We start from the raw sequence: 20,147 nt of genomic DNA on the forward strand, positions 1-20,147 counted from the left end.
CGCGGATGCCGATGGGCGTTCGCGCTTCCAACGCCATCAAAAGACTGACAAGTTGAGCGCCATGACTGATCGCCCGCACCTCCTCCTCGTCGATGATGAACGCTCCATCCGGGAGCCGCTCGCGCAATATCTGCAACGCAACGGGTTTCGCGTGACGGCGGTCGAAAATGCCGCCGAGGCGCGCACGCGGCTTGCCGCCAATGCGATCGACCTGGTGATCCTGGACATCATGATGCCGGGTGAGGATGGCCTGAGCCTCTGCCGCCACATCCGCGAGACCGGCGACATTCCGGTGATCCTGTTGACCGCGAAGTCGGAGGAGACCGACCGGATCGTCGGCCTGGAAATGGGCGCGGACGATTATGTGCTGAAGCCCTTTTCCCCGCGCGAACTGGTAGCGCGAATCAAGGTGATATTCCGCCGCGTCGCCACCGGCGGCCAGCGCGTGACCGCGCCGGACGGGGCAAGCTACGCCTTTGCCGGATGGGTGCTGAAAAGCCAGGAGCGGACATTGGTGGACAAGGACGGCGTGTCGCTGCCGCTGTCGACCGCCGAATATAATCTGATGCTCGCCTTCGCAACGCGCCCGAACCAGGTGCTGAGCCGCGACCAGTTGCTCGACATCACCCAGGGGCGGGAGGCCAATGCGTTCGACCGCGCAATCGACAACCAGATCAGTCGGCTGCGCAAGAAGATAGAGATCGATCCGAAGAACCCGGCCCTCATCAAGACGGTGTGGGGTGGCGGCTACACATTGTCGGCCGAGGTCCGCAAGCTGTGAAGGCGCTGTTGCGGCGGTTCCTGCCCCATAGTCTGGCCGGGCAGATCATCTTGCTGGTCGCCGTGGCGCTGCTGGTGGCGCAGATGATCAGCTTCTCCATGATCTATCGCGAGCGGCAGCGGCAGATATTGACCGGAGCGGCCGCCCCCGCCGTGGTCCGCATCGTCGACGCGCTGGACCGGTCGGCGGCCGGGCAGGACATACGCTCGCGCGTCACCTTCTCCACCAGCAAGCCCGTGCTGAGGGGCGAAAGGCGGCCGGATATCGAGCGCCGCGCCGCCGACATGCTGGCCGATTTCCAGGAGCCTGCGCTGCAGGTGATCGCCATTGCCGACGATGTGCCGATGCGCGCCAACCGCTGGCGGGCATTACGGGAACGCGCGCATGGCGACCATGATCATGACCGGCGGGGACGGCGCGACAAGCGGCTGACCATGGCGGTCGAATATCAGGCCGGGAAATGGGTCAGCGTCCAGTCCCGGCTTGATTCCGATCCGCCGCGTTTCGGCGGCTGGCTGATCGCGCAGACGATCATCCTCTATGTCATTGTGCTGTTGCCGCTGGCGTGGATCGGCAGGCGGCTGGCGCGGCCATTGAAGGACCTGAGCGGATCGGCGCAGCAGTTCGCCGCCAGCGGCTCAGCCGATCCCGTGGAGGAGCGTGGGCCGGGCGACGTGCGCGAACTCACCACCGCCTTCAACGCCATGCGCGCGCGCATCTTCGCGATGCTGGACGAGAAGGACCGGATGCTGGGCGCGATCGGCCATGATTTGCGCACGCCGCTGGCCTCGCTGCGGGTGCGGACCGAGTCTGTCGAGGATGAGGGCGAACGCGCCCGCATGTCCGAGACGATCGAGGAAATGAACCGGATGCTGGACGACATATTGGCGCTGGCGCGGGCCGGGCGCAGCATGGAGCCGGTGCAGAAGGTTGACCTGTCCGCGCTGGCCGACGCCGTGGTCGAGGATTTCCTGGAGCTTGGCGAACCGGTCGGCCTGATCGAGGGCGAGCGGGTGATCGGATCGGTCCGGCCGCAGCTCATCCGTCGGGCGCTGCGCAACCTGATTGAGAACGCCATCAAATATGGCGACCGCGCGCATGTGACGGTGGTCGCCGAGGACGGGCGGTTACGCATCGCCGTGCGGGACGAGGGGCCGGGCATCGCCGAGGACCGGATGGAGGAGATGATGCAGCCCTTCACCCGCATGGAAAGCTCCCGCAATCGCGAGACGGGCGGGGCCGGGCTGGGATTGGCGCTGGTGCGCGCGATCATGGCCGAACATGGCGGGACATTGCGCCTCGCCAACCGGCCGGACGGCGGGCTGGAGGCGAGCTTGATCCTGCCGGTGTGAGCTTTTTGTCCCTCTTATAGCGGGTGTTTAATTGGGGATGTCCGGCATGGGTGGTTAGCAGAAAGGCGGCTTCTCCCTCTATCCCGTCATTCCCGCGAAAGCGGGAACCCATCTCAACCCCGCGCCCGATGTGCCCAAGGCGCGTTGGGTCCCCGCCTGCGCGGGGACGACGAAGGGGGGTAGCGGACTGTCTGTTCCCCCGCCCTGCGCTGGCATGACAGTAGGGGGTGGAGGATATCGTTGTGGCAATATGCTGTGTCATCCCAACACACTGCCGTCATCCCGGACGTGATCCGGGATCCAGGAGCGCAAATGTCTGCGCAGTCATGCGTACGGGGAGCCTATGGATCGCGCGTCATGTGCGCGATGACGGAACGGGTAAGGGGCGGATTGTCAGTTTCTCGATCCTCCCCTTTTAAGGGGAGGTGGCATTCCGGAGGAATGACGGAGGGGTGCCGCCCTATCGAGAGGGTGATACCCCTCCACCAGCTTCGCTGGTCCCCCTTCCCTTACAGGCGAGGATTTTTACGTCTGCTAATCGCTAGCCGGCATCGCGCCGCTGCCCCCGGTACAAGGGCCGGGGCGGCGGTTGCGATCATTCTTCCTTGGGTTTCGGCTTGGGCTTCTGCCCGCCGACCTTGCCGCTGCGTGACACGTCGGCGGCGTTGATCGGTACTGCGCCTGCGGGCAGGCCGGTATTGCCCATGTCGGCCGCGATCGCCTCCCGCCGGATGACGTTGATGGGATTGTCGCGTTCGCGGATCGCCGCTGCGATCTGCGCCTGCGACGCGCTATGCGCCACCGTGTCGGAGTCCGGCGTCTCGGTCTGGCCCTTGCTCCACGCGAGGATGATCGACATGCGGCGGTTGCGCGGGTCGTAAATGTCGCCATTGGCGAAGGGTTCGCGGTCGGCGACCCCCTCAATCTTGGCGAAGCGATCGCCGCCGACGCCCGCATCGCTCAGCGCCTTGCGCGTCGCTTCGGCGCGGGCGGAGGACAGCATCCAGTTGTTCATCGTCTGACCCGCCGCATAGGGCAGGCCATCGGTATGGCCGCGCACGATCACGTCATTGGGCACGCCCTGAATGACCTTCGACACCTCGCCGATCAGCGCGCGCGCCTGCGGCACCAGCCGGTCGGTCGCCATTGCGAACATCGAGAAGTTCGCCTGGTCGACCAGATCGATGCGCAGCCCTTCGCGCGTTTCGGTGAAGCGCACATTCTTCAGCATCTGGCTCAGCGCCTTGTTGGCGGCCATGCGCTTCTCAAGCTCTTTCTTGATCTTCTCAAACTTAGTGCGGTCGCGGTCCTTCATATCCTTGCCGCCGACATCCTTGGTGCCAGTGGCGTCGCGCGGGATGGTGATGGCCAGATTGCCCTGACCGCCCGTGGTCGGATAATTTTCCTTGCCCGTAACGCTGTCGCCGCCCATCAGCCCGTTCGACCCGGCGCTGTCCGCCTTGGTCGTGATGAGGGTAGGGGTGAAATAGTCGGCCAGGCCCTTGCGCTGCTTCTCCGTGGTCGCACCGAGCAGCCACATCAGCAGGAAGAAGGCCATCATCGCCGTCACGAAGTCGGCATAGGCGACCTTCCATGCGCCGCCATGATGGCCGCCATGTCCCTCGACAATGATCTTCTTGACGATGATCGGACGCGGTTCAGGCTCATTGGCCCCCCGCTTCTTGCTGTCCCCCGCCATGGCTTACTTGCCCCGCATGCCGTCGAACACTTCGGCGAAGCCGGGCTGGTTGGCGTGGCTGAGTCCGGAGCGCGCGGCTTCGATCACCAGCGGCTGCGGGTGGCCGTGGAGCGACGCGATGATGATCTGCTTGACGACATGGTAGATGGCGCCGTCCGCCTCGATCACCGAGCGGCAACGGTTGGCGAACGGGTTGACCATGCCATAGGCGAGCAGAATGCCGAGGAAGGTGCCGACCAGCGCCGAACCAATCATCGCGCCCAGAATTTCTGGCGGCTTGTCGATGGAGCCCATGGTCTTGACCACGCCCAGAACCGCCGCGACGATGCCCAGCGCCGGAAGCGCGTCGGCCAGGCCCTGCAGATTGTCGGCGGGTTTGATCGCCTCATGATGGTGGGTCTTGAGCGCGTTATCCATCACTTCCTCGACCGCGTGCGGGTCCAGCGTGCCGGACGACACGACGACCAGCCGCAGCGTGTCGCAGATCAGGTGGATGAGCGTGCTGTCCTTCAGCAGGCGCGGATATTCGCTGAACACGGTCGAGGTCTTGGGATCCTCGATATGGGGTTCGAGCGCGACCGGGCCTTCGACGCGGAGCATCTTCATCAGCTTGCTGACGAGGAAGATGCAGTCGAGGAAATCCTGCTTTTTGTAGGCGGGGCCTTTAAAGACCTTGCCGAAGCCGCCGCCAAGCGCCTTCAGGTCGGAACCGCTGTTGCCGATGATGAGCGCGCCGACGGCCGCGCCGCCGATGATCAGCATTTCGTGCGGAAGGGCGTGCAGAACCGGTTCAAGGTCGCCGCCGGTGAAGGCGAACCCGCCGAACACCATGACGATCAGAACGACTAGGCCGATAGCTGCAAACATTAAGGATCCCCGCGAAAATCTGGTCCGGGTGGCGCCGCTGGAGCAGCGGCTTCCACCCTTTCTAATAACGACTTGGTTAGCGCGGGGTTTAGGCTAAGAAGTTTTTTCGCTGCATTATTCCAAGATATTGGAAAAAGGCGGAAAAATCAGCTTATCAGATCGAACAGACTCTGCCGGTTGATTCGCGCGAAGGCGGCCTGGGCGGCCTCCAGCGTCAGCAGCTTGTTCTGCAGCTTGGTGATCGTCTCGGTCAGGTCGGTATCCTCAAGATTGCCGCGCCGTTCCGTCAGGTTCAGGTCGACATTCTTCAGCCGGTCGGTGACCTGCTCCAGCCGTTCGCTGCGCACGCCCTGAAGCGATTGCTGTCCGATGATATGGTCGATCGCGATGTTGAGGCCGGTCAGGCCATCGTCGCTGGACGTGGCGGTGCCGGCCTGCACGGCGGCGATCGCGGCGCCCATGATGTCGTCGATCGACATCGGCGTGCCGCCGACATTGATGCCCTCGGAAACAGCCTGGCGCGTGCCCACCGTCTCGACATCCAGCCCGCGCCCGACAGGAACGGCGACCGATGTGGTGTCGTCAAAGACGGGAAGGCCCTGATAGTCCTTCTCCGTCAGCAGATCGTTGATGCTCTTGCGCAGGCCCTCCAGGCTGGTCACGGTGGACGCCTTGCCCGCTTCATCGAGCGTCGAGGTGGATGCCGCGATATACAGCTCGCGCGCGCGCGCCATCAGATTGTTGATCTCGTCCAGATTGGATTCCGCCTTGTCCGAGCGGGTCTGCGCATATTTGACGTTGGCGGTCCAGGCGGCCTGCTGCGCCTGGGCCTGCGCGACCTGCGACACCTGAACCCAGGCGCGGGGGTCCTGCGAAGGCGTGATCAGCTTCTTGCCGCTCGAAATGGCGGCCTGATCGGAGGAAATGCTGCGGGCGAGCAGTTGCTGGCGCCGGATTTCATCGAGCATCGACTGTTGCGTGATGGCGACCATGAAACGGCGTCCTTCTTACAATATCTGCATGATGGCGTCGAAGGTCTCGCGCGCCACCTGGATGATTTTCGCGCAGCCCGAATAGGCCTGCTGGATGCGCAGCAAGTCCGCCGCTTCCATGTCCAGATCGACGCCGCTGACATTCTCGCGCGCCTGGCGCGCCTGCGTGTCGCGGGTTTCGGCCGCCGTCTGCTCCGCCTTGGTGCCGGCGAGCAGGTTGGCGTTCGCCGCGACCAGCGCTGTCCAGCCCGCCTCGACGCCGCCGGTGCCCCGGATGCTGGAGATATTGTTGAGATTGCCGTTCAGCGTGCCGTCCGACGATTTGGTCGCGAGGTCGGCGATGTTCGTGATGACCTTGGTCAAGTCGGCGGCGGTCGTGCCCGACACGAGCGGGCCGCCAGCGGCATTGGCGTTGGTCAGGCCCTGCGAATGCCAGGTGTTGATGTCGGTCGTGAACTGCGCCGCGAGCGTATCGAGGCTGGCCAGCCGCTGCGAGGCGACGGTCGCGCTCTGGAACAGGCCGCCCAGCGATCCGCTGGCGGGCGCAGTGGTCGCGGCGCCGCCCAGCGAAAGGGACAGGGTGCCGTCCGTGGCGGCAGTGACGTCAAAGGTCGTCACATCCTTGCCCTGCACAACCTGCGTGCCGTTATAGCTGATCTGCGCGGTGCCGCTGGCGCCGAAGGTGATGTTTACGTCCAGCTTGCTGGTGATCTGGCTGAGCGCCTGGTCGCGGCTGTCGAGCAACTGCGCCTGATTGGCGGTGCCGGGCTGCGAGCGCAGCAGGTTCGCATTGATGCGGCCAAGCTCTTCCAGCGCGCTGTTGAGGCCGGATACCGCCGCCTGCGCATTGGAAGTGATCGCGGTCTGAACGCTTTCCAGATCGTGCGCGCTCTGGTTGAACGCGGTCACCACCTGTTCGATGCCGAACAGCACATTGGTGCGCAGCGACGGGTCGGTGGGATTGGCGGCGAGCTGCGTCACTGCGCTATACATGCCGGAAAGCTGTTGCCCGACGCCGAGCGTGTCGTCATTGAGCGCGGTTTCGATGTCGGTCTGGAACTGCAGGCGCTGATTGGCGCTGGCGAGCGCCTGCCCGGTCATGCGGGCGGCGGCGTCCAGATAGGGGTCATTGGCGCGGTTGACGCTTTGCACCTCTACGCCGCCAAAGGCGACCTGAGATTTGTAGAGGACCATCGACGAGGAGGACAAGGCGGACTCGCGAGTCGTCACCGTGCGGCGGCTGTAGCCCGCGGTGCTGGCGTTCGCGATATTCTCCGAAATCGCGCCCATCGCAGCGCGATAGGCCCTGGTGCCCGAAGCGCCGATCTGGAAAAGGTCAGAACTCATGCCTTGGTCTCACCGGTTGGAGCGGCGTCCGTCTGCGGCGCGGCTGGGGCGATCCTGCCCTCCAACTGCTTGATAAGAAGTGAAGCAATGCCGAAGCCATGACCGTTTTCGGCCATCGCATCGGCCGTGCGGGCGTCCGCCATGTCGCGGAACTGCTGGGTAGCGCTCGAATCGCCCAGCCCCTCGTCAAGGCTGGCCGAGCGCATGGCGCCGATCATCTGGCGCATGAACACCGCCTCGAACGCCTTGGCTGCCTTTTGCAGGTCTTCCTTGGCCTTCGCGCCGGACGGTCCCGACAGGGGGTTCAGGGGAGTGGAGGAAATCTGCATTACAATACCACCAGTTCAGCCTTCATCGCGCCCGCCTGCTTCATCGCCTCCAGGATCGCGACGAGGTCCGCCGGCGATGCTCCGATTGCGTTGATAGCCTTGACTATATCGGCCAGGGACGCCCCACCTTTAAAATTGATCATCGGTTTTTTCTCCTGCTCGACCGAAATGGAGCTGGAGGGTTCGATCGCAGTCTGACCCTGAGAGAAGGGCGCGGGCTGCACGACGCGGGGGGATTCGCTGACCGTGACGGTCAGTTTTCCGTGCGCGACGGCGGCAGGGGCGATGCGGACCGCGCCGTTGATGACGACGGTGCCGGTGCGAGCGTTGACGATCACCTTGGCGGCGGCGTCGGCGGGCTGAACCTCGATATTCTCGATCATGCCCATCATGGTGATGCGCTGTTCCGCGCCCGGATCGGCATTGATGACGATCGATACGGCGTCCTGCGCATGGGCGCGGCGATCGCCAAAGGCGCGGTTGATGCCATCGGCGACGCGCAGCGCAGTGGTGAGGTCGGCCTCGGCGAGATTGAAGGTCAGGGTCGGCGCGGTGTCGAAGCCAGTGGCGACGGCCTGCTCGACCGTGGCGCCGCCCGGAATACGCCCGGCGGAGGGGACGTTCACGGAGACCTGGCTGCCGTCCGCGCCCGACACGCCAAGGCCGCCGACAGCAAGGCTGCCCTGCGACATGGCGTAGATCTGGCCATCGGCGCCGCGCAGGGGCGTCATGACCAGCGTGCCGCCGCGCAGGCTCTTTGCCTTGCCCAGCGCCGAGACGGTGACGTCGAGAAGCTGACCCGGCTTGGCGAAGGCGGGCAGGTCGGCGGTGACGAGCACGGCCGCGGCGTTCTTCAGCGCAGGGTTCACGCCCTGCGGCAGATTAAGGCCGAAGCGCGAGACGACGCCCTTCATGCCCTGCGTCGAATAGTCGAGGCTGTCGTCGCCCGTGCCGGCAAGGCCGACGACGATGCCGTAACCGACGAGCTGGTTGGGACGGACGCCCTGGAATGCACCAAGATCCTTGATGCGTTCGGCATGCGCGACCGAGGCGAAGCCGAGCGACGCCAGCAACATCGCCAGCACGCCGATCAGAAGGACAGGCGCGCGCGAAAGAGAGAAGGTGCGGTTCATAATGCGTGCTGGTCCCGTCAGAAGGGGCTGATTCTGGTGAAGAAGCGCTGCAGCCAGCCCTGGCTGCTGGCGCGGGCAATCTCGCCCTTGCCGCTATAGGTGATCTTGGCGTCGGCGACGCGCGTGGAGGGCACGCGGTTGTCCGGGGAGATGTCCGCCGGGCGCACGATGCCGGTGATCTGGATGAATTCGTCGCCGCGATTGAGCGTCAGCGCCTTCTGTCCGCGCACGAGCAGATTGCCGTTCGGGAAAACCTGCGCGATCGTGACGGTGATTTCGCCGGTCAGTGCGTTGGACTGGGTGGCCGCGCCCTTACCGGTGAAGGCGTTCGATCCGCTGGAGCCGACATCGCTGGAATTGACGATCTTCGACAGCGGGCCGGTGCTGGGCGGCGTCAGCGAGATGGAGCCGTCGCGCGAGGTGTTGGCGCTGTTGCTCTTGGTCGCCTGCGTCCGTTCGACCAGCGTGATGGTGATCACATCGCCGATCATCGCGGCGCGGCCGCCGCTGGTCAGCGGGGAGAAGCCCTGCGACACCTGAAAGATCGAACCGTTCGCCTGCGGCTGCGCGACGGGCGGCGGCGCATAGGTGGCGGTGTAATCGATCTGCGGCTTTTTCTTCGCGTCGGCTGCGCTCGCGCCAAGCACTCCGGCAAATGCCAGCGCGCCTGCGAGGATCAGCGAATGACGGGCGATGTGCATCATTATGGTTCTTAGTCCCGGCGGTTAGAGCTGCTGGTTGACGTACTGGAGCATTTCGTCGGTCGCCTTGATCATCTTGGAATTGACCTCATAGGCGCGCTGGGTCTCGATCATGTCGACCAGCTCTTCCACGACATTGACGTTCGATCCTTCGAGCGCGCCCTGACGGACGCTGCCGCGGCCATCGAGGCCGGCCACGCCGACCTGCGGCGCGCCGGAGGCGGCGGTTTCGGACAGCAGATTGCCGCCGATTGACTGAAGCCCGGCGGGATTGACGAAGCGTGCGGTTTCGATCTGGCCGAGCTGGGTCGCCTCGGCCTGGCCGGGGACCATAGCGGAGACGGAACCGTCATTGCCGATGGTGATTGACGTCGCGCCTTCCGGAATCTGGATCTGCGGGATCAGCGGCAGGCCGTCGGAGCTGACGATCGTGCCCTCCGCCGTCAGGCTGAAATTGCCCGCGCGGGTGTAGCCGATCGTACCGTCCGGCTTCTGAAGCTGAAAATAGCCCGCACCCTCGATGGCGAGGTCGAGCGAGTTGCCGGTGGTGTTCAGCGTGCCCTGCGTATCGGTGCGGCTGGTGCCCTGAAGCGAGACGCCCGAACCCAGCGCAAGGCCGGTCGCATATTTGTTCTCGCTGTCCGAATTCGCGCCCGCGGCGATCATCTGCTGATAGGCGAGCGTTTCGAAATCGGCGCGGTCGCGCTTGAACCCGGTGGTGTTCACGTTCGCCAGGTTGTTGGCGATGACGCGCATCTTGGTGTTCTGAGCATCCAGGCCCGTGCGGGCGACATGAAGTGCGGCGTTGGTCATGGCTTGGTTCCTTCTTGTCCTCAGCTATCCAGGCGCATCAGGCTGGCGCCGCCATCGTCGATTTCCTTGGCGGTGTTGATCATCTTGATCTGCGTTTCCCACGACCGGCTGGCCTCGATCATCTGCACCAGCGCCTGCGTGGCGTTGACGTTCGATCCCTCGATCGCGCCGCCCGTCACCGAACCTGTAGGGTCCTGGGGCAGTGCGCCGCCATTGGTTTCGCGGAACAGATTGTCGGCGCCCTTGGCGATCGACGAACCCTTCGGGCTGACGATCTTCAGCCCGTCGACGCGCTGAGGCTGCGCGGAATCGCCGCCCTGCGGGATGATCCAGATGCCGCCGTCATTGCCGATCGACAGGCTGTCATAAGGCGGCAGGGTGATCGGACCGCCCTCACCGATGACGGCATAGCCGTCGCCGGTGGTGAGCAGCCCGCTGTCATTGACCTTCAGGTCGCCGCGGCGCGTATAGGCCTCGTCGCCCTCCGGTCCCTGAACGGTGAGTAAGCCATCCCCGTTCACGGCCACGTCGAGCGGATTGCCGGTCTGCGTCACCGCGCCCTGCCCCATGTCCGCGCCCAGCACCTGTTCGGCCTGCTGCGCGCGGGTGTTGTAGGTCTCGCCGTTCAGCCACTGCGACGTGGCGTTGGCGATTTCGGCGCGAAAGCCGACGGTGTTGGCGTTCGCCAGATTGTTGGCGATCGCCGTCTGCCGCGCCATCGCCCCGCGCATCGCGGTGAGAGCCGTGTTGACAAGCCGGTCCATAGGTCAGTCCTGCGCCTTATGCGTCTAGATCAGGTACGGATCTGGACGACGGTCTGGGTGATGTTCGAGGCGGTCTCGATCGCCTTGGCGTTCGCCTGGAAATTGCGTTGCGCGTTGATCAGCGCGACCAGTTCCTCGGTGATGTCGACGTTGGAGCGCTCAAGGCTGCCCGAACGGACCGAACCGAACGACCCCTGGTTGCCCGACCCGTACTGCGCGTCACCTGACTGCAGCGTGGCGGCCCAGTGCGCATCGCCCTTCTGGCGGAGGCTGTCCTGGCTGGCGAAGGTCGCCATTGCAAGGTTGCCGAGCGGCGTGGTGGTTCCATCGGCCCAGGTTGCCGAGACCAGACCGGTTTCCGAAACCGCAAGGCTGGAAAGCTGAATGTCCGGGTCAGTCGGGGCAGCCTTTGGCTTCAGCAGCGGAACGACCAGATCGGTCAGGCCGGCGGCCGTGTTGTTGGTGATCTCACCAGTGGCCGGGTCGACCGGCAGCATCTGCACGGTGGCGCCAGTGGTGTCGACGACGTTGCGGTCCTCAGTGATCGAGAAAGCGCCGTTGCGGGTGTAGCTGACCGCGCCGTTGGTGCCCTGACCGCGCACGGTGAAGAAGCCTTCACCGGTGATCGCGACGTCGAGCGTCTTGTCGGTGCTTTCGACGGTGCCCTGCGTGAACTGCTGCTGGATGCCGATGGTGCGGGTACCCTGACCGGACACCTGCGTCGTCGTCTGCATCGGCGCGGCGGAGAAGATGTCGCCGAAATTGGCGCGGCTCTTTTTGAAGCCCGTCGAGTTCACGTTCGCGACGTTGTTCGCGATGGTGGACAGGTCGGTCTGGGCGGCCTTGAGGCCCGAGAGCGAGATATAGAAGGACATGCGCTTACTCCTTGGTCAATTCAGATGTCAGCCGAGCCGGATGGCGTCGGTGGGTTTGTAGGTTCCGAGCGGTGTGATGAGCGAAGACGAGCTGCCGTCTGCGGGCGACTGCACGGCGGCGATGGTGGCCCAGGTGGCGACGGCGGTCGGCGATGCGCCGTTTACCTTCACCTGCAGGGCCTGGGTGCCGACGGTGTTGCCCGCGTCATCCTTGCCATCCCAGTAGAAGTTGACTTCACCGGCCTTTTGCGCGCCGAGATCAAGCGTCTTGACGACATTGCCGTTGCCGTCCTGAAGCTGGACCGACACATTGTCGGCATCCGCGGGCAGTTCGAGCACGCCGGCATATTGCCCGGCGGCGTCGGGGGCCGCGATGTTGCTCTTGACCAGCATCGACTTGCCGATCCAGCTCGCCGCGTCGCCAAGGCGCGTGCCCGAAAGCTGCTCCTTGATGCCGGCGAGCGTCTGATTCATCTCGGCAATGCCGGTCGAATTGGTGATCGTCGCCATCTGGGTGACCATCTGGCTGTTGTCCATCGGCTGGAACGGGTCCTGCGTCTGCATCTGCGTGGTCAGCAGGCGCAGAAAGTCGGCCTGGCCCATTTCCGACTTGCCGGTGCCGACAGTCTTTGTGGAATTATAGGTTGTGAGGCCGGCGGCATCAGTGGCTGCTACGGTCATTTGCCCATCCTTATCGTATCGAGCATGAGGGACTTTGCGGTCTGGAGGACCTGCACATTGTTCTGGTACATGCGGGCGGTCTCCAGCATGTCGACAAGTTCGGCGCTGCTATCCACGGCGGCCTCGAATACATCGCCATTGGCGTCGGCCAGCGGGTGGTTCGGGTCGTGGCGCTTCACGGGCTTCGCGTCAGTGGTGACCACGGACTCCACCTTGACGGTGGAGACGCCGGGGCTTTCGGTGACCGAGCGGAACACCGGCTTGATCGCGCGATAGGCTTCCTTCTCAGTGCCGGTGACGTTGCCGGCGTTCGCCATGTTGGACGCGGTGGCGTTCAGGCGGACGAGCTGCGCGGACATCGCGCGGCCGGCGATGTCAAAGACGTTCATGGGGCGATCCACACCGGCCATGGCTTATTCTCCCTTCAGCGCGCGCGAGATCGTGTTGATCCGGCCTTCAAGGAAGGACAGGGTCGTGCGATACTTCACGGCGTTTTCGGCAAAGAGGTTCTGTTCGGTCGACAGTTCGACCGTATTGCCGTCGAGGCTGGGCTGCAGCGGGATGCGATAGCCCATCGTGTCCTTGGCGGCCTGGGCAGCGCTGTCATTCTTCTGCGTCGCCTCTTTCAGCGCCGCGTCGAAATCAATGTCCCGCGCCTTGTACCCAGGCGTGGAAGCATTGGCGATGTTGGACGCAAGCAGGTCCAGCCGCTGCGACCGCAGCGCCAGCGCCTTTCCGTGCACTCCAAACAGGCTGTCTTCCAAAGCCACGATTTTTTCCTTCAACCCTCTAAAAGTTTGGCGTCCCGTGCCGTTCTTCCCATTGCGGATCGTTCGGGCGGGATATCCTGTCAGATACTTGCAAAGGGCGTGCCAATTTTGTCCGGCAACGGCGAAAGGGGCGTCCAAGCAAGGGTTTCCGCGGGTTTGGGACTGCAGGGTGGCAGGAGCGGCAATTTTTTGCCGGTCTGCGGCAATTGCCTGCCGTTTTGCCGGTTGCCGGTGCGAAAGGGGCGTCAATGCTGGGAATTCTGGGCCATTTGATCGATCCGGCGACGCTGTCGCTGATCGTCGGCGCGGCCTTGGGCCTGGCTTTCCTGCAAAATGGCGCGCGATCCTTCGGTAGCGCGATGGCGGCGCTCGGCCCGCTGTTCACCGCCAAGCCGGAAAGGGATCGCGATGCGTCCCGCGCGGCCATGCTGCAGGTCGATCATCTCGCCAATCTGCGCGGCCTGGCCTGCACGGACCGGGTGAAGACCGCCGATCCCTTCCTGGCGACGGCCGTGCGCAAGCTGGCCAATTGCGAACGCGTCGAGCAGTTCGAAAGCTGGGCGGACCAGGAAATTTCCGATCGCGAACAACGGCATAGTGCTGCGCGCGCCGTGTGGGTGTCCGTCGCCGACGCTGCCCCCGCGCTGGGCATGGCGGGCACGATCATCGGCCTGATCGGCATGTTCACGGCAATGAACGACCCGGCGGCCATCGGCCCCCACATGGCGGTCGCGCTGCTGACGACGCTGTATGGCGTCATCCTCGCCAATCTGGTCGCCGCGCCCATCGCCGCGCGCCTCGCCGACATTTCTGCGCGGGAAATTGCCTGGCAGCGCGAGCTGGCCCACGGCATGATGGTCATCGCCCGCCGCGAAAATGCGCCGGTGCGCCGCGCCGCCATCCGGGAAGTCGCATAATGGGCGACCGCCGCGCGCGGCTGGCCGTCAGTTTCGCCGACCTCTGCCTCCTCCTCCTCGGCTTTTTCGTACTGCTGCAGGCCAGCGGCGACCGTAGCAAGGCGGTGCTGCAGGGCGTTGGCGAGCAGTTCGGCGCAACCTATGCCGCCCCCAAGACCGACCTTGCGCAATGGCGCGCCGCCGACCTGTTCGAGCCGGGCGAGGCCGTGCTGACGGCGGCCGGAAACGCGCGGATTTTCAAGGCTGGCCAACATTTTGCGAAGGGCGAGGGCAAGGTCGAGCTGACATCCGCCGGGCAGGACAGAATCGGGCAGAACGGGGCAATCCGCCGCTTCGATGCCTGGGACCTTGCCGCGGCGCGGCTGGGCGCGGTGGCGCGGACGCTGAAATCGGCGGGGGTGCCCGACCGGAAACTTATTATCCGCGGTCTCGATCAGGCGGCGGGCGAAGGCAAGGGACAGGTCATCCGCCTGGGCTTCAGCCCGGCTGCGAGCCAGTGATTGGAGGATATGGCACGGGATTTGCTTAATTGTTCGTGATGAACCGTTTCGCAGACCACCGGAGACCAACCGTGCGCAAAATTTTCTCGTGCCTACTGCTCATTGCCGCCATGTCGGCCGCGCATGCCGCCCCGGCGCAGGCGCAGCAGAAATTCGAGAATCTCGACCGGGTAGACAGCATCGTCGCCATGACGGTCGGGGCGAATATCGGCGAACCCGGCGGCCCTGTCGCTCCTGTCGATCGCCGGTTGCGATTGGCCGCATGCCCCCAGACGCCGAGCGTCGAAGGGCCGGTTTTCGGCGCGGCCGTGGTGAAGTGCGATGCCAATGGATGGCGGATTCGCGTGCCTTTGGCCCCTGGCGGCGCCAATGCGGCGGCCCCGCGGATGGCGGCGCGCGCGGTTGCCGCGCCCGTATCGCGGGAGGTTGTGGTGAAGCGCGGAGACCCTGTGCAACTGGTCGCCGGCGGATCGGCCTTCAGCATTTCGCGGGCGATGATCGCGGACGAGGATGGCGCTCCGGGACAGATGATCCGGGTGCGGGAAGACAAGAAAGCGACGCCCATTATTGCGCAGGTCGTAGAAATGGGGATTGTCCGCGCACCGGGATTTAAGGAATATTGAACGAAGCCGTTATAAGGTACGCGGGACGAAAGAAGGAATGCCAAGATGATCAACTCCGTCGGTCAGACGATCAGCTCCGCCCTTGAGGCGTCGAAGCTGCGCGAGAGCGGCAAGGCCCGCCCGGCCGCGACCGTTTCCAACGCCACCGTCAGCGAGACCGCAAGCGCTTCGGCCAGCCCGGTTGCGCGCATGGCCGCCGAAGGCGCGCCGGTCGATATGGACCGCGTTGCCGCGATCAAGGCCGCCATCGCTTCCGGCAACTATCCGGTGGATGCGACCCGCATCGCCGAGCGTATGCTGGCCCTCGACCTGCCCTCGTCGAACTGAGACCGATGAGCGCCGCGACCCTCGACCTGCTGCACGACGCCTTCGTCGCCTTGCGCGAAGCGCTGGACGGCGACGATATCGCCAAGGTCGATCGCGCGACGGCGCGCGTTCAGGACGCCGTGACGAAGGTCCGGGCAGTGGGCGCATGGCATGACGAGCCGGGTGTTCGCACCCGTCTGGCGTCAATCGCCCCCCTGATGGAAGCGGCCCGCATCCGCACCAGCGTATTGGCCGACCAGACCCGCCAGCAGATCGCCATGCTGGCCGAACGCGGCGCAACCGCAGCGCCGCTGACGTACAAGCGGTAAGCCGGCGTATTGGCGGCAAAACATATGCCGGACAGAGGGTCGCGAAAGCGGCCCTTTTTTGTTGGAGTTGCCATCGTTCGTCCTGAGCTTGTCGCGGCTTCGAACGAGTCACGCGCCTCGTTCGAACCTGAGCGCCTGCTGCAAGCAGGCAGTCGAAAGGGGCTGTCCTTTTTCCTGGCCGAAAATCCAGCGTGCTCCTGCGAAAGCAGGAGCCCAGATCAAACGCCGGGACTGGGCTCCTGCTTTCGCAGGAGCACGCATTTAATTCATACCGCCGCCAACTCTAACGACAGTGGTTCGACACGCTCAGCACGAACAGTTCTCGCTTCAACCCTTGTTCAAATCAGTCGGAAAACTGGCACGGCTCTTGCTTGATTATCCCTGGTACCATTTGGGGATAATCGATGACCGCCTTTGCAGGCACGTCAGTTTCTAGCGTTTCGCGGCAGGACCGTGTGACCAACGCCATTGCGATGGCCAGCCGTCGCACGGGCGTCGACTTCGGCTATCTGCTGGGGCAGGCCAAGATCGAGAGCAGTCTGAACCCGACCGCGAAAGCGGCGACATCTTCGGCCACCGGCCTTTATCAGTTTATCGACCAGAGCTGGCTGGCGGTCGTCAACAATCATGGCAGCGAATATGGGCTGGGCTGGGCCGCCGATGCGATCCAGCGCGGTCAGAACGGGCGCTATTATGTGTCCGACCCGGATTTGCGCCAGCAGATCATGGATCTGCGCAAGCATCCCGAAACCGCATCGGTGATGGCGGCCGAGCATGCCGCCGACAATAAAAATTATCTGGAGCAGAAGCTGGGCCGCGAGGCGGAGCCGGCTGACCTCTATCTGGCGCATTTCCTCGGCGTGGGCGGCGCATCGAAATTCCTGGCGGCGAACGACCGCGCGCCGAACGCCACCGCCGCGTCGCTGTTCCCGGCCGCCGCGCGCGCCAACCGCTCGATCTTCTATGACCGGCAGGGCAATCCGCGCAGCTTTGCCGACATTCGCGAGAATTTCGCCAACAAGCTGGAGCGCGGCGCCGCATCCGTGACCGGCAAGGCCGTACCCATGCAGGCCGACTGGTCCCTGCCCGCAGGCAGCAAGACCGTGCAGCCTTCGGACTATGTCCGGATCGAGACCGAGCGCCTCGCTCAGTCCACCGGCATCGACACCATGAAGCCGCAGCCTGACACGGCCCGGCTCGCCTATCTCATGCTCGCCACCTTCGGAAGGTAATGCCACAAATGACTCGTACCCAGGTCAATGCGAAAGTGTGGATGGGCGCCGCCAAGGGCGCGATCCTGCCGCTGGCTACCCTTCTGGTCGTGATGTTCATGATGGTCCCGGTTCCGGCAATCATGCTGGACATCGGTTTCATCACCAACATCATGATCTCGCTGGCAGTGCTGATGGTCGCGCTGAACGCCGCCAAGCCGCTCGACTTCTCCAGCTTTCCGACGGTGCTGCTGTTCGCGACGCTGCTGCGGCTGGCGCTGAACGTCGCATCGACCCGCGTGGTGCTGGTCAGCGGCCATACCGGCCATGACGCGGCCGGCCATGTGATCGAGGCGTTCGGCAACTTCCTGATCGGCGGCGACTATGTCGTCGGCATTTTCGTGTTCGCGATCCTGATGATCATCAACCTGGTGGTCATCACCAAGGGCGCGGGCCGCGTGTCGGAAGTGTCCGCCCGCTTCACCCTGGATGCGATGCCCGGCAAGCAGATGGCGATCGACGCCGACCTGAACGCCGGCCTGCTGACCCCGGAAGAAGCCAAGATGCGCCGTCAGGAAGTGGCGACGGAAGCGGACTTCTACGGTTCGATGGACGGTGCGTCCAAATTCGTGAAGGGCGACGCGGTTGCGGGTATCCTGGTCCTGGTGATCAACATTGTCGGCGGCATCGTGCTGGGCGTGGTCAGCCATGGCCTCAGCATGAGCCAGGCGGCGCAGACCTATATATTGCTCGCCATCGGCGACGCGCTGGTGGCGCAGGTCCCCGCGCTGCTGCTGTCGATCGCCGCTGCGTCGATCGTGACCCGCGTCAATTCAGAACATGACTTGTCGGGCCAGATTGCCACGCAGTTCGGTTCGGGCAAGGCGTGGACTCCCGTCGCCGCGATCCTGGGTTTCCTGGGCATCCTGCCCGGCATGCCGCATATGATCATCCTGCCCGCCGCCGCGCTGGCCGGGTATATCGCATGGCGCCTGCGCAAGTCGGCCGCCGCCAAGGCCGCCGCGCCGGTCGTGGAGGAAGCGCCGCCCGCCAACCCCGCGCACATCGAATGGAGCGACGTGTCGGATGGCGCGGTGCTTGGCCTGGAGATCGGGTACGGCCTGATCGGCATGGTCGACGAGCGCAAGGGCGCGCCGCTGATGGCGCGGATCACCGGCATTCGCCGCCAGCTTTCGAAGGAACTGGGCTTCGTCGTGCCGATGGTGCGGGTGAAGGACAATCTGGCGCTGGAGCCGAACTGTTACCGCATCACCATCGCCGGCGTCATCGTCGGCGAGGACGAAATCTGGCCGGAGGACCTGCTGGCGCTGGACAGCGGCGCGCTGGAGGGCGTGGTCGACGGCCGTCCCTGCAAGGATCCGACATTCGGCCTCGATGCCGTATGGATCACGCCGGACAAGCGCAGCGAGGCTGTGGTCGCGGGCTATACCGTGGTCGATCCGGCCACCGTGGTCGCCACGCATCTCAACCAGTTGATCGCCATGAACGCCAGCGAGATGTTCGGACTGGACGAGGCGCGCAAGCTGCTCGATGCATTGAAGGACGCTTCGCCGCAACTGGTCGACGGCCTGACGCCGGGCTTGCTGAGCCTTGCCCAGATTTCGGCGCTGTGCCGTTCGCTGCTGGCCGAGGGCATTGCGCTGAAGGACTTCCGCCGCATTTGCGAGGCGATGATCGACGGCGCGCGGCCCGACCAGAGCCACGAACAATTTGTCGAGGCGGTGCGCCAGCGCATCGGTTCGCTGATCATTCAGGGGCTGGTGCCCGTGAAGATGCCGTTGCCGGTCATCACGCTGGACGGCGATCTGGAAGGGTTGCTGGCGCAGGCGATGCGTGTCGCAGGAGACGCCAAGCATCCGATCGAACCGGCGCTTGCGAATCGCATCCTGGAGGCCGTCACGCAGGCCGCCCGGCCGATCATGGGCGAGGCCCGCGCCTTCGCCATCGTCACCTCGCCGCTGGCGCGCCGTGCACTTATGCGGCTGTTCAAGCCTCATCTGCCGGAAACGCCCGTACTTTCTTTCCTGGAGATACCAGATGGTAAGCCTGTCGAGGTAGTAGCGGTTGTCGGAGGCGAGCAGAAGGCGATGCCCCGTCACGATCCGACGCCCGGCGTACGCGAGCGGGTAAGCTGAGAAGGTCTGAACGATGCATATGAGCAAGATCAGCGCCGAAGGCAGCCTTACCTATGGCAAGGGCGGGGTGCACACGCCGGAACAATTGGCGCGCAAATATATGCCGCTGGTGCGCAAGATCGCCTGGCACGTCCATGGCCGGGTATCGAGCGCCATCGAGATTGAGGACCTGCTGCAGATCGGCATGGTCGCGCTGGTCGAGGCCGCGAACGGTTTCGAGGATCGCGGCTTCGGCTTTGCGACCTATGCCCAGATGCGGATTCGCGGCGCGATGATCGATCATCTGCGCCGCCATGCGACGATCTGCCGCTCCGCCATGTCGAAGCGCAAACAGCTCGCCGCCGCGCGCGACCAACTGGAACAGAGACTTGGCCGCGCGCCGCTGGAAGCCGAACTTTCCCGGCATATGGGCATGGAGCCGGCTGACTTTCGCGAGTTCGCTGACAGCGTGGAGATCGTCCAGACCACCAGCATGGATGAGGTTTATTCCGACCAGTCCATGTGGTTCGCCGATGTCGAGGACCGCGCCGACGAGGTGATGGAGCGCGAATCGCTGAAAGCCATGCTGGCCAAGTGCATCGGCGACCTGCCGCAGCGCGAGGCGATGGTGCTGCAGCTCTATTTCGTAGAGGAAATGAACCTGGAGGAAATCGGCCAGACGCTGGACATCGGCGCGGCGCGGGTGTGCCAGATCAAGAAAGCGGCGCTGGACAAGCTGCGGGAATTGTTGCGCGAGTGGGCGTGAAAGTTCAGGCGCGCGAGATTCGGGTGCCCAGCCTGGCGAATTGCGGCGGTATCGCCGACCGGTTGACATAGCGTCCGAAACGATAGGTGCGGCGCGGCGCCGCGTTGACCGTCAGTGTTTCCAGCGACGCCTTCCATTCGGATGGCATGCGCTCCACCGGGCCGATTGCCGATAAAAGTTGCTGGCGCAGTTTTATCCACCGATCCTGCTCATCGATATTTTTAAACATGTGCCTACCTTCCAAACGGTTAGACGA

At 64.4% G+C, this 20,147-nt stretch carries 24 protein-coding genes; 10 read left to right on the top strand and 14 right to left on the bottom strand.

All coding sequences use genetic code 11. From position 1 onward, the window contains the following. The first annotated feature begins 61 nt into the window (after window positions 1-61). Window positions 62-781: a response regulator gene (locus BHQ40_RS13350; protein ID WP_070156362.1), complete on the top strand. Its 720-nt coding sequence runs from the start codon at window positions 62-64 to the stop codon at window positions 779-781. Further along, the gene (locus tag BHQ40_RS13355) at window positions 778-2,133 is read left to right on the top strand and encodes a sensor histidine kinase (RefSeq protein ID WP_070156363.1); all 1,356 of its coding nucleotides are present in this window, start codon (window positions 778-780) and stop codon (window positions 2,131-2,133) included. Before BHQ40_RS13350 ends, BHQ40_RS13355 begins: the two co-directional genes overlap by 4 nt. Window positions 2,134-2,728: 595 nt before the next feature. On the opposite strand, the gene BHQ40_RS13360 is transcribed toward BHQ40_RS13355, so the two are convergent. From BHQ40_RS13360 to flgB, 13 genes are all read right to left on the bottom strand, one after another. Continuing rightward, entirely contained in the window at window positions 2,729-3,832 is a 1,104-nt protein-coding gene (locus BHQ40_RS13360; RefSeq protein WP_083276918.1) for a flagellar motor protein MotB, read from the bottom strand. A 3-nt stretch (window positions 3,833-3,835) separates the two neighbouring features. Next, on the bottom strand, window positions 3,836-4,699 hold the full coding sequence (gene motA, locus BHQ40_RS13365) for a flagellar motor stator protein MotA (RefSeq protein ID WP_070156364.1): 864 nt from the start codon (window positions 4,697-4,699) through the stop codon (window positions 3,836-3,838). A gap of 146 nt (window positions 4,700-4,845) precedes the next feature. Then, complete coding sequence (locus tag BHQ40_RS13370; RefSeq protein WP_070156365.1) at window positions 4,846-5,691, bottom strand: flagellin; 846 nt, start codon at window positions 5,689-5,691, stop codon at window positions 4,846-4,848. A 15-nt stretch (window positions 5,692-5,706) separates the two neighbouring features. Next, window positions 5,707-7,038, bottom strand: a complete 1,332-nt coding sequence (flgK, locus tag BHQ40_RS13375; RefSeq protein WP_070156366.1) for a flagellar hook-associated protein FlgK — start codon at window positions 7,036-7,038, stop codon at window positions 5,707-5,709. Then, on the bottom strand, window positions 7,035-7,367 hold the full coding sequence (locus BHQ40_RS13380) for a rod-binding protein (protein ID WP_070156367.1): 333 nt from the start codon (window positions 7,365-7,367) through the stop codon (window positions 7,035-7,037). Before BHQ40_RS13380 ends, flgK begins: the two co-directional genes overlap by 4 nt. Then, on the bottom strand, window positions 7,367-8,443 hold the full coding sequence (locus BHQ40_RS13385; protein ID WP_246525085.1) for a flagellar basal body P-ring protein FlgI: 1,077 nt from the start codon (window positions 8,441-8,443) through the stop codon (window positions 7,367-7,369). Before BHQ40_RS13385 ends, BHQ40_RS13380 begins: the two co-directional genes overlap by 1 nt. 74 nt (window positions 8,444-8,517) lie before the next feature. After that, a complete protein-coding gene (locus BHQ40_RS13390; RefSeq protein ID WP_246524764.1) occupies window positions 8,518-9,204 on the bottom strand; it encodes a flagellar basal body L-ring protein FlgH in 687 nt (228 codons plus the stop codon). A gap of 21 nt (window positions 9,205-9,225) precedes the next feature. Continuing rightward, on the bottom strand, window positions 9,226-10,014 hold the full coding sequence (gene flgG, locus BHQ40_RS13395; protein ID WP_070156369.1) for a flagellar basal-body rod protein FlgG: 789 nt from the start codon (window positions 10,012-10,014) through the stop codon (window positions 9,226-9,228). A 20-nt stretch (window positions 10,015-10,034) separates the two neighbouring features. After that, window positions 10,035-10,778, bottom strand: a complete 744-nt coding sequence (gene flgF, locus BHQ40_RS13400) for a flagellar basal-body rod protein FlgF (RefSeq protein WP_070156370.1) — start codon at window positions 10,776-10,778, stop codon at window positions 10,035-10,037. Window positions 10,779-10,807: 29 nt separating this feature from the next. Beyond that, window positions 10,808-11,653: a flagellar hook-basal body complex protein gene (locus BHQ40_RS13405; protein WP_070156371.1), complete on the bottom strand. Its 846-nt coding sequence runs from the start codon at window positions 11,651-11,653 to the stop codon at window positions 10,808-10,810. Between the two features lie 27 nt (window positions 11,654-11,680). Next, on the bottom strand, window positions 11,681-12,334 hold the full coding sequence (locus BHQ40_RS13410; RefSeq protein WP_070156372.1) for a flagellar hook assembly protein FlgD: 654 nt from the start codon (window positions 12,332-12,334) through the stop codon (window positions 11,681-11,683). Continuing rightward, window positions 12,331-12,723 carry a flagellar basal body rod protein FlgC gene (gene flgC / locus BHQ40_RS13415; protein ID WP_253183355.1) on the bottom strand — a complete coding sequence of 131 codons (393 nt, stop codon included), beginning with the start codon at window positions 12,721-12,723 and terminating at the stop codon, window positions 12,331-12,333. The genes BHQ40_RS13410 and flgC overlap by 4 nt, the downstream gene beginning before the upstream one ends. Window positions 12,724-12,747: 24 nt before the next feature. Further along, window positions 12,748-13,104 (bottom strand): flagellar basal body rod protein FlgB, encoded by a 357-nt coding sequence (gene flgB, locus BHQ40_RS13420; protein ID WP_070156398.1) that lies wholly within the window; start codon window positions 13,102-13,104, stop codon window positions 12,748-12,750. Window positions 13,105-13,352: 248 nt separating this feature from the next. Here flgB and BHQ40_RS13425 point away from each other — a divergent pair, with 248 nt between their 5' ends. The 8 genes from BHQ40_RS13425 to BHQ40_RS13460 all read left to right on the top strand — a co-directional run bounded on the left by BHQ40_RS13425 (window position 13,353) and on the right by BHQ40_RS13460 (window position 19,891). After that, window positions 13,353-14,021 (top strand): motility protein A, encoded by a 669-nt coding sequence (locus BHQ40_RS13425; RefSeq protein ID WP_070156374.1) that lies wholly within the window; start codon window positions 13,353-13,355, stop codon window positions 14,019-14,021. Further along, window positions 14,021-14,521, top strand: coding sequence for a hypothetical protein (locus BHQ40_RS13430; RefSeq protein ID WP_070156375.1), 501 nt, complete (start codon window positions 14,021-14,023; stop codon window positions 14,519-14,521). The genes BHQ40_RS13425 and BHQ40_RS13430 overlap by 1 nt, the downstream gene beginning before the upstream one ends. A gap of 110 nt (window positions 14,522-14,631) precedes the next feature. Further along, complete coding sequence (locus BHQ40_RS13435; protein WP_070156399.1) at window positions 14,632-15,144, top strand: flagella basal body P-ring formation protein FlgA; 513 nt, start codon at window positions 14,632-14,634, stop codon at window positions 15,142-15,144. 45 nt (window positions 15,145-15,189) lie between these two features. Continuing rightward, on the top strand, window positions 15,190-15,471 hold the full coding sequence (gene flgM / locus BHQ40_RS13440) for a flagellar biosynthesis anti-sigma factor FlgM (RefSeq protein WP_070156376.1): 282 nt from the start codon (window positions 15,190-15,192) through the stop codon (window positions 15,469-15,471). 5 nt (window positions 15,472-15,476) lie between these two features. Then, complete coding sequence (locus tag BHQ40_RS13445; protein WP_070156377.1) at window positions 15,477-15,779, top strand: hypothetical protein; 303 nt, start codon at window positions 15,477-15,479, stop codon at window positions 15,777-15,779. 404 nt (window positions 15,780-16,183) lie between these two features. Further along, complete coding sequence (locus tag BHQ40_RS13450) at window positions 16,184-17,011, top strand: lysozyme family protein (RefSeq protein ID WP_070156378.1); 828 nt, start codon at window positions 16,184-16,186, stop codon at window positions 17,009-17,011. Between the two features lie 8 nt (window positions 17,012-17,019). Beyond that, the gene (gene flhA, locus BHQ40_RS13455) at window positions 17,020-19,146 is read left to right on the top strand and encodes a flagellar biosynthesis protein FlhA (RefSeq protein ID WP_070156379.1); all 2,127 of its coding nucleotides are present in this window, start codon (window positions 17,020-17,022) and stop codon (window positions 19,144-19,146) included. 19 nt (window positions 19,147-19,165) lie between these two features. After that, a complete protein-coding gene (locus BHQ40_RS13460) occupies window positions 19,166-19,891 on the top strand; it encodes a sigma-70 family RNA polymerase sigma factor (protein ID WP_425516642.1) in 726 nt (241 codons plus the stop codon). 4 nt (window positions 19,892-19,895) lie between these two features. Here BHQ40_RS13460 and BHQ40_RS13465 read toward each other — a convergent pair whose 3' ends face one another. Next, window positions 19,896-20,120, bottom strand: coding sequence for a hypothetical protein (locus tag BHQ40_RS13465; RefSeq protein WP_070156381.1), 225 nt, complete (start codon window positions 20,118-20,120; stop codon window positions 19,896-19,898). Between the last annotated feature and the right edge of the window lie 27 nt (window positions 20,121-20,147).

This window comes from Sphingobium phenoxybenzoativorans (genome assembly GCF_001757355.1).
GTDB lineage: Bacteria > Pseudomonadota > Alphaproteobacteria > Sphingomonadales > Sphingomonadaceae > Sphingobium > Sphingobium phenoxybenzoativorans.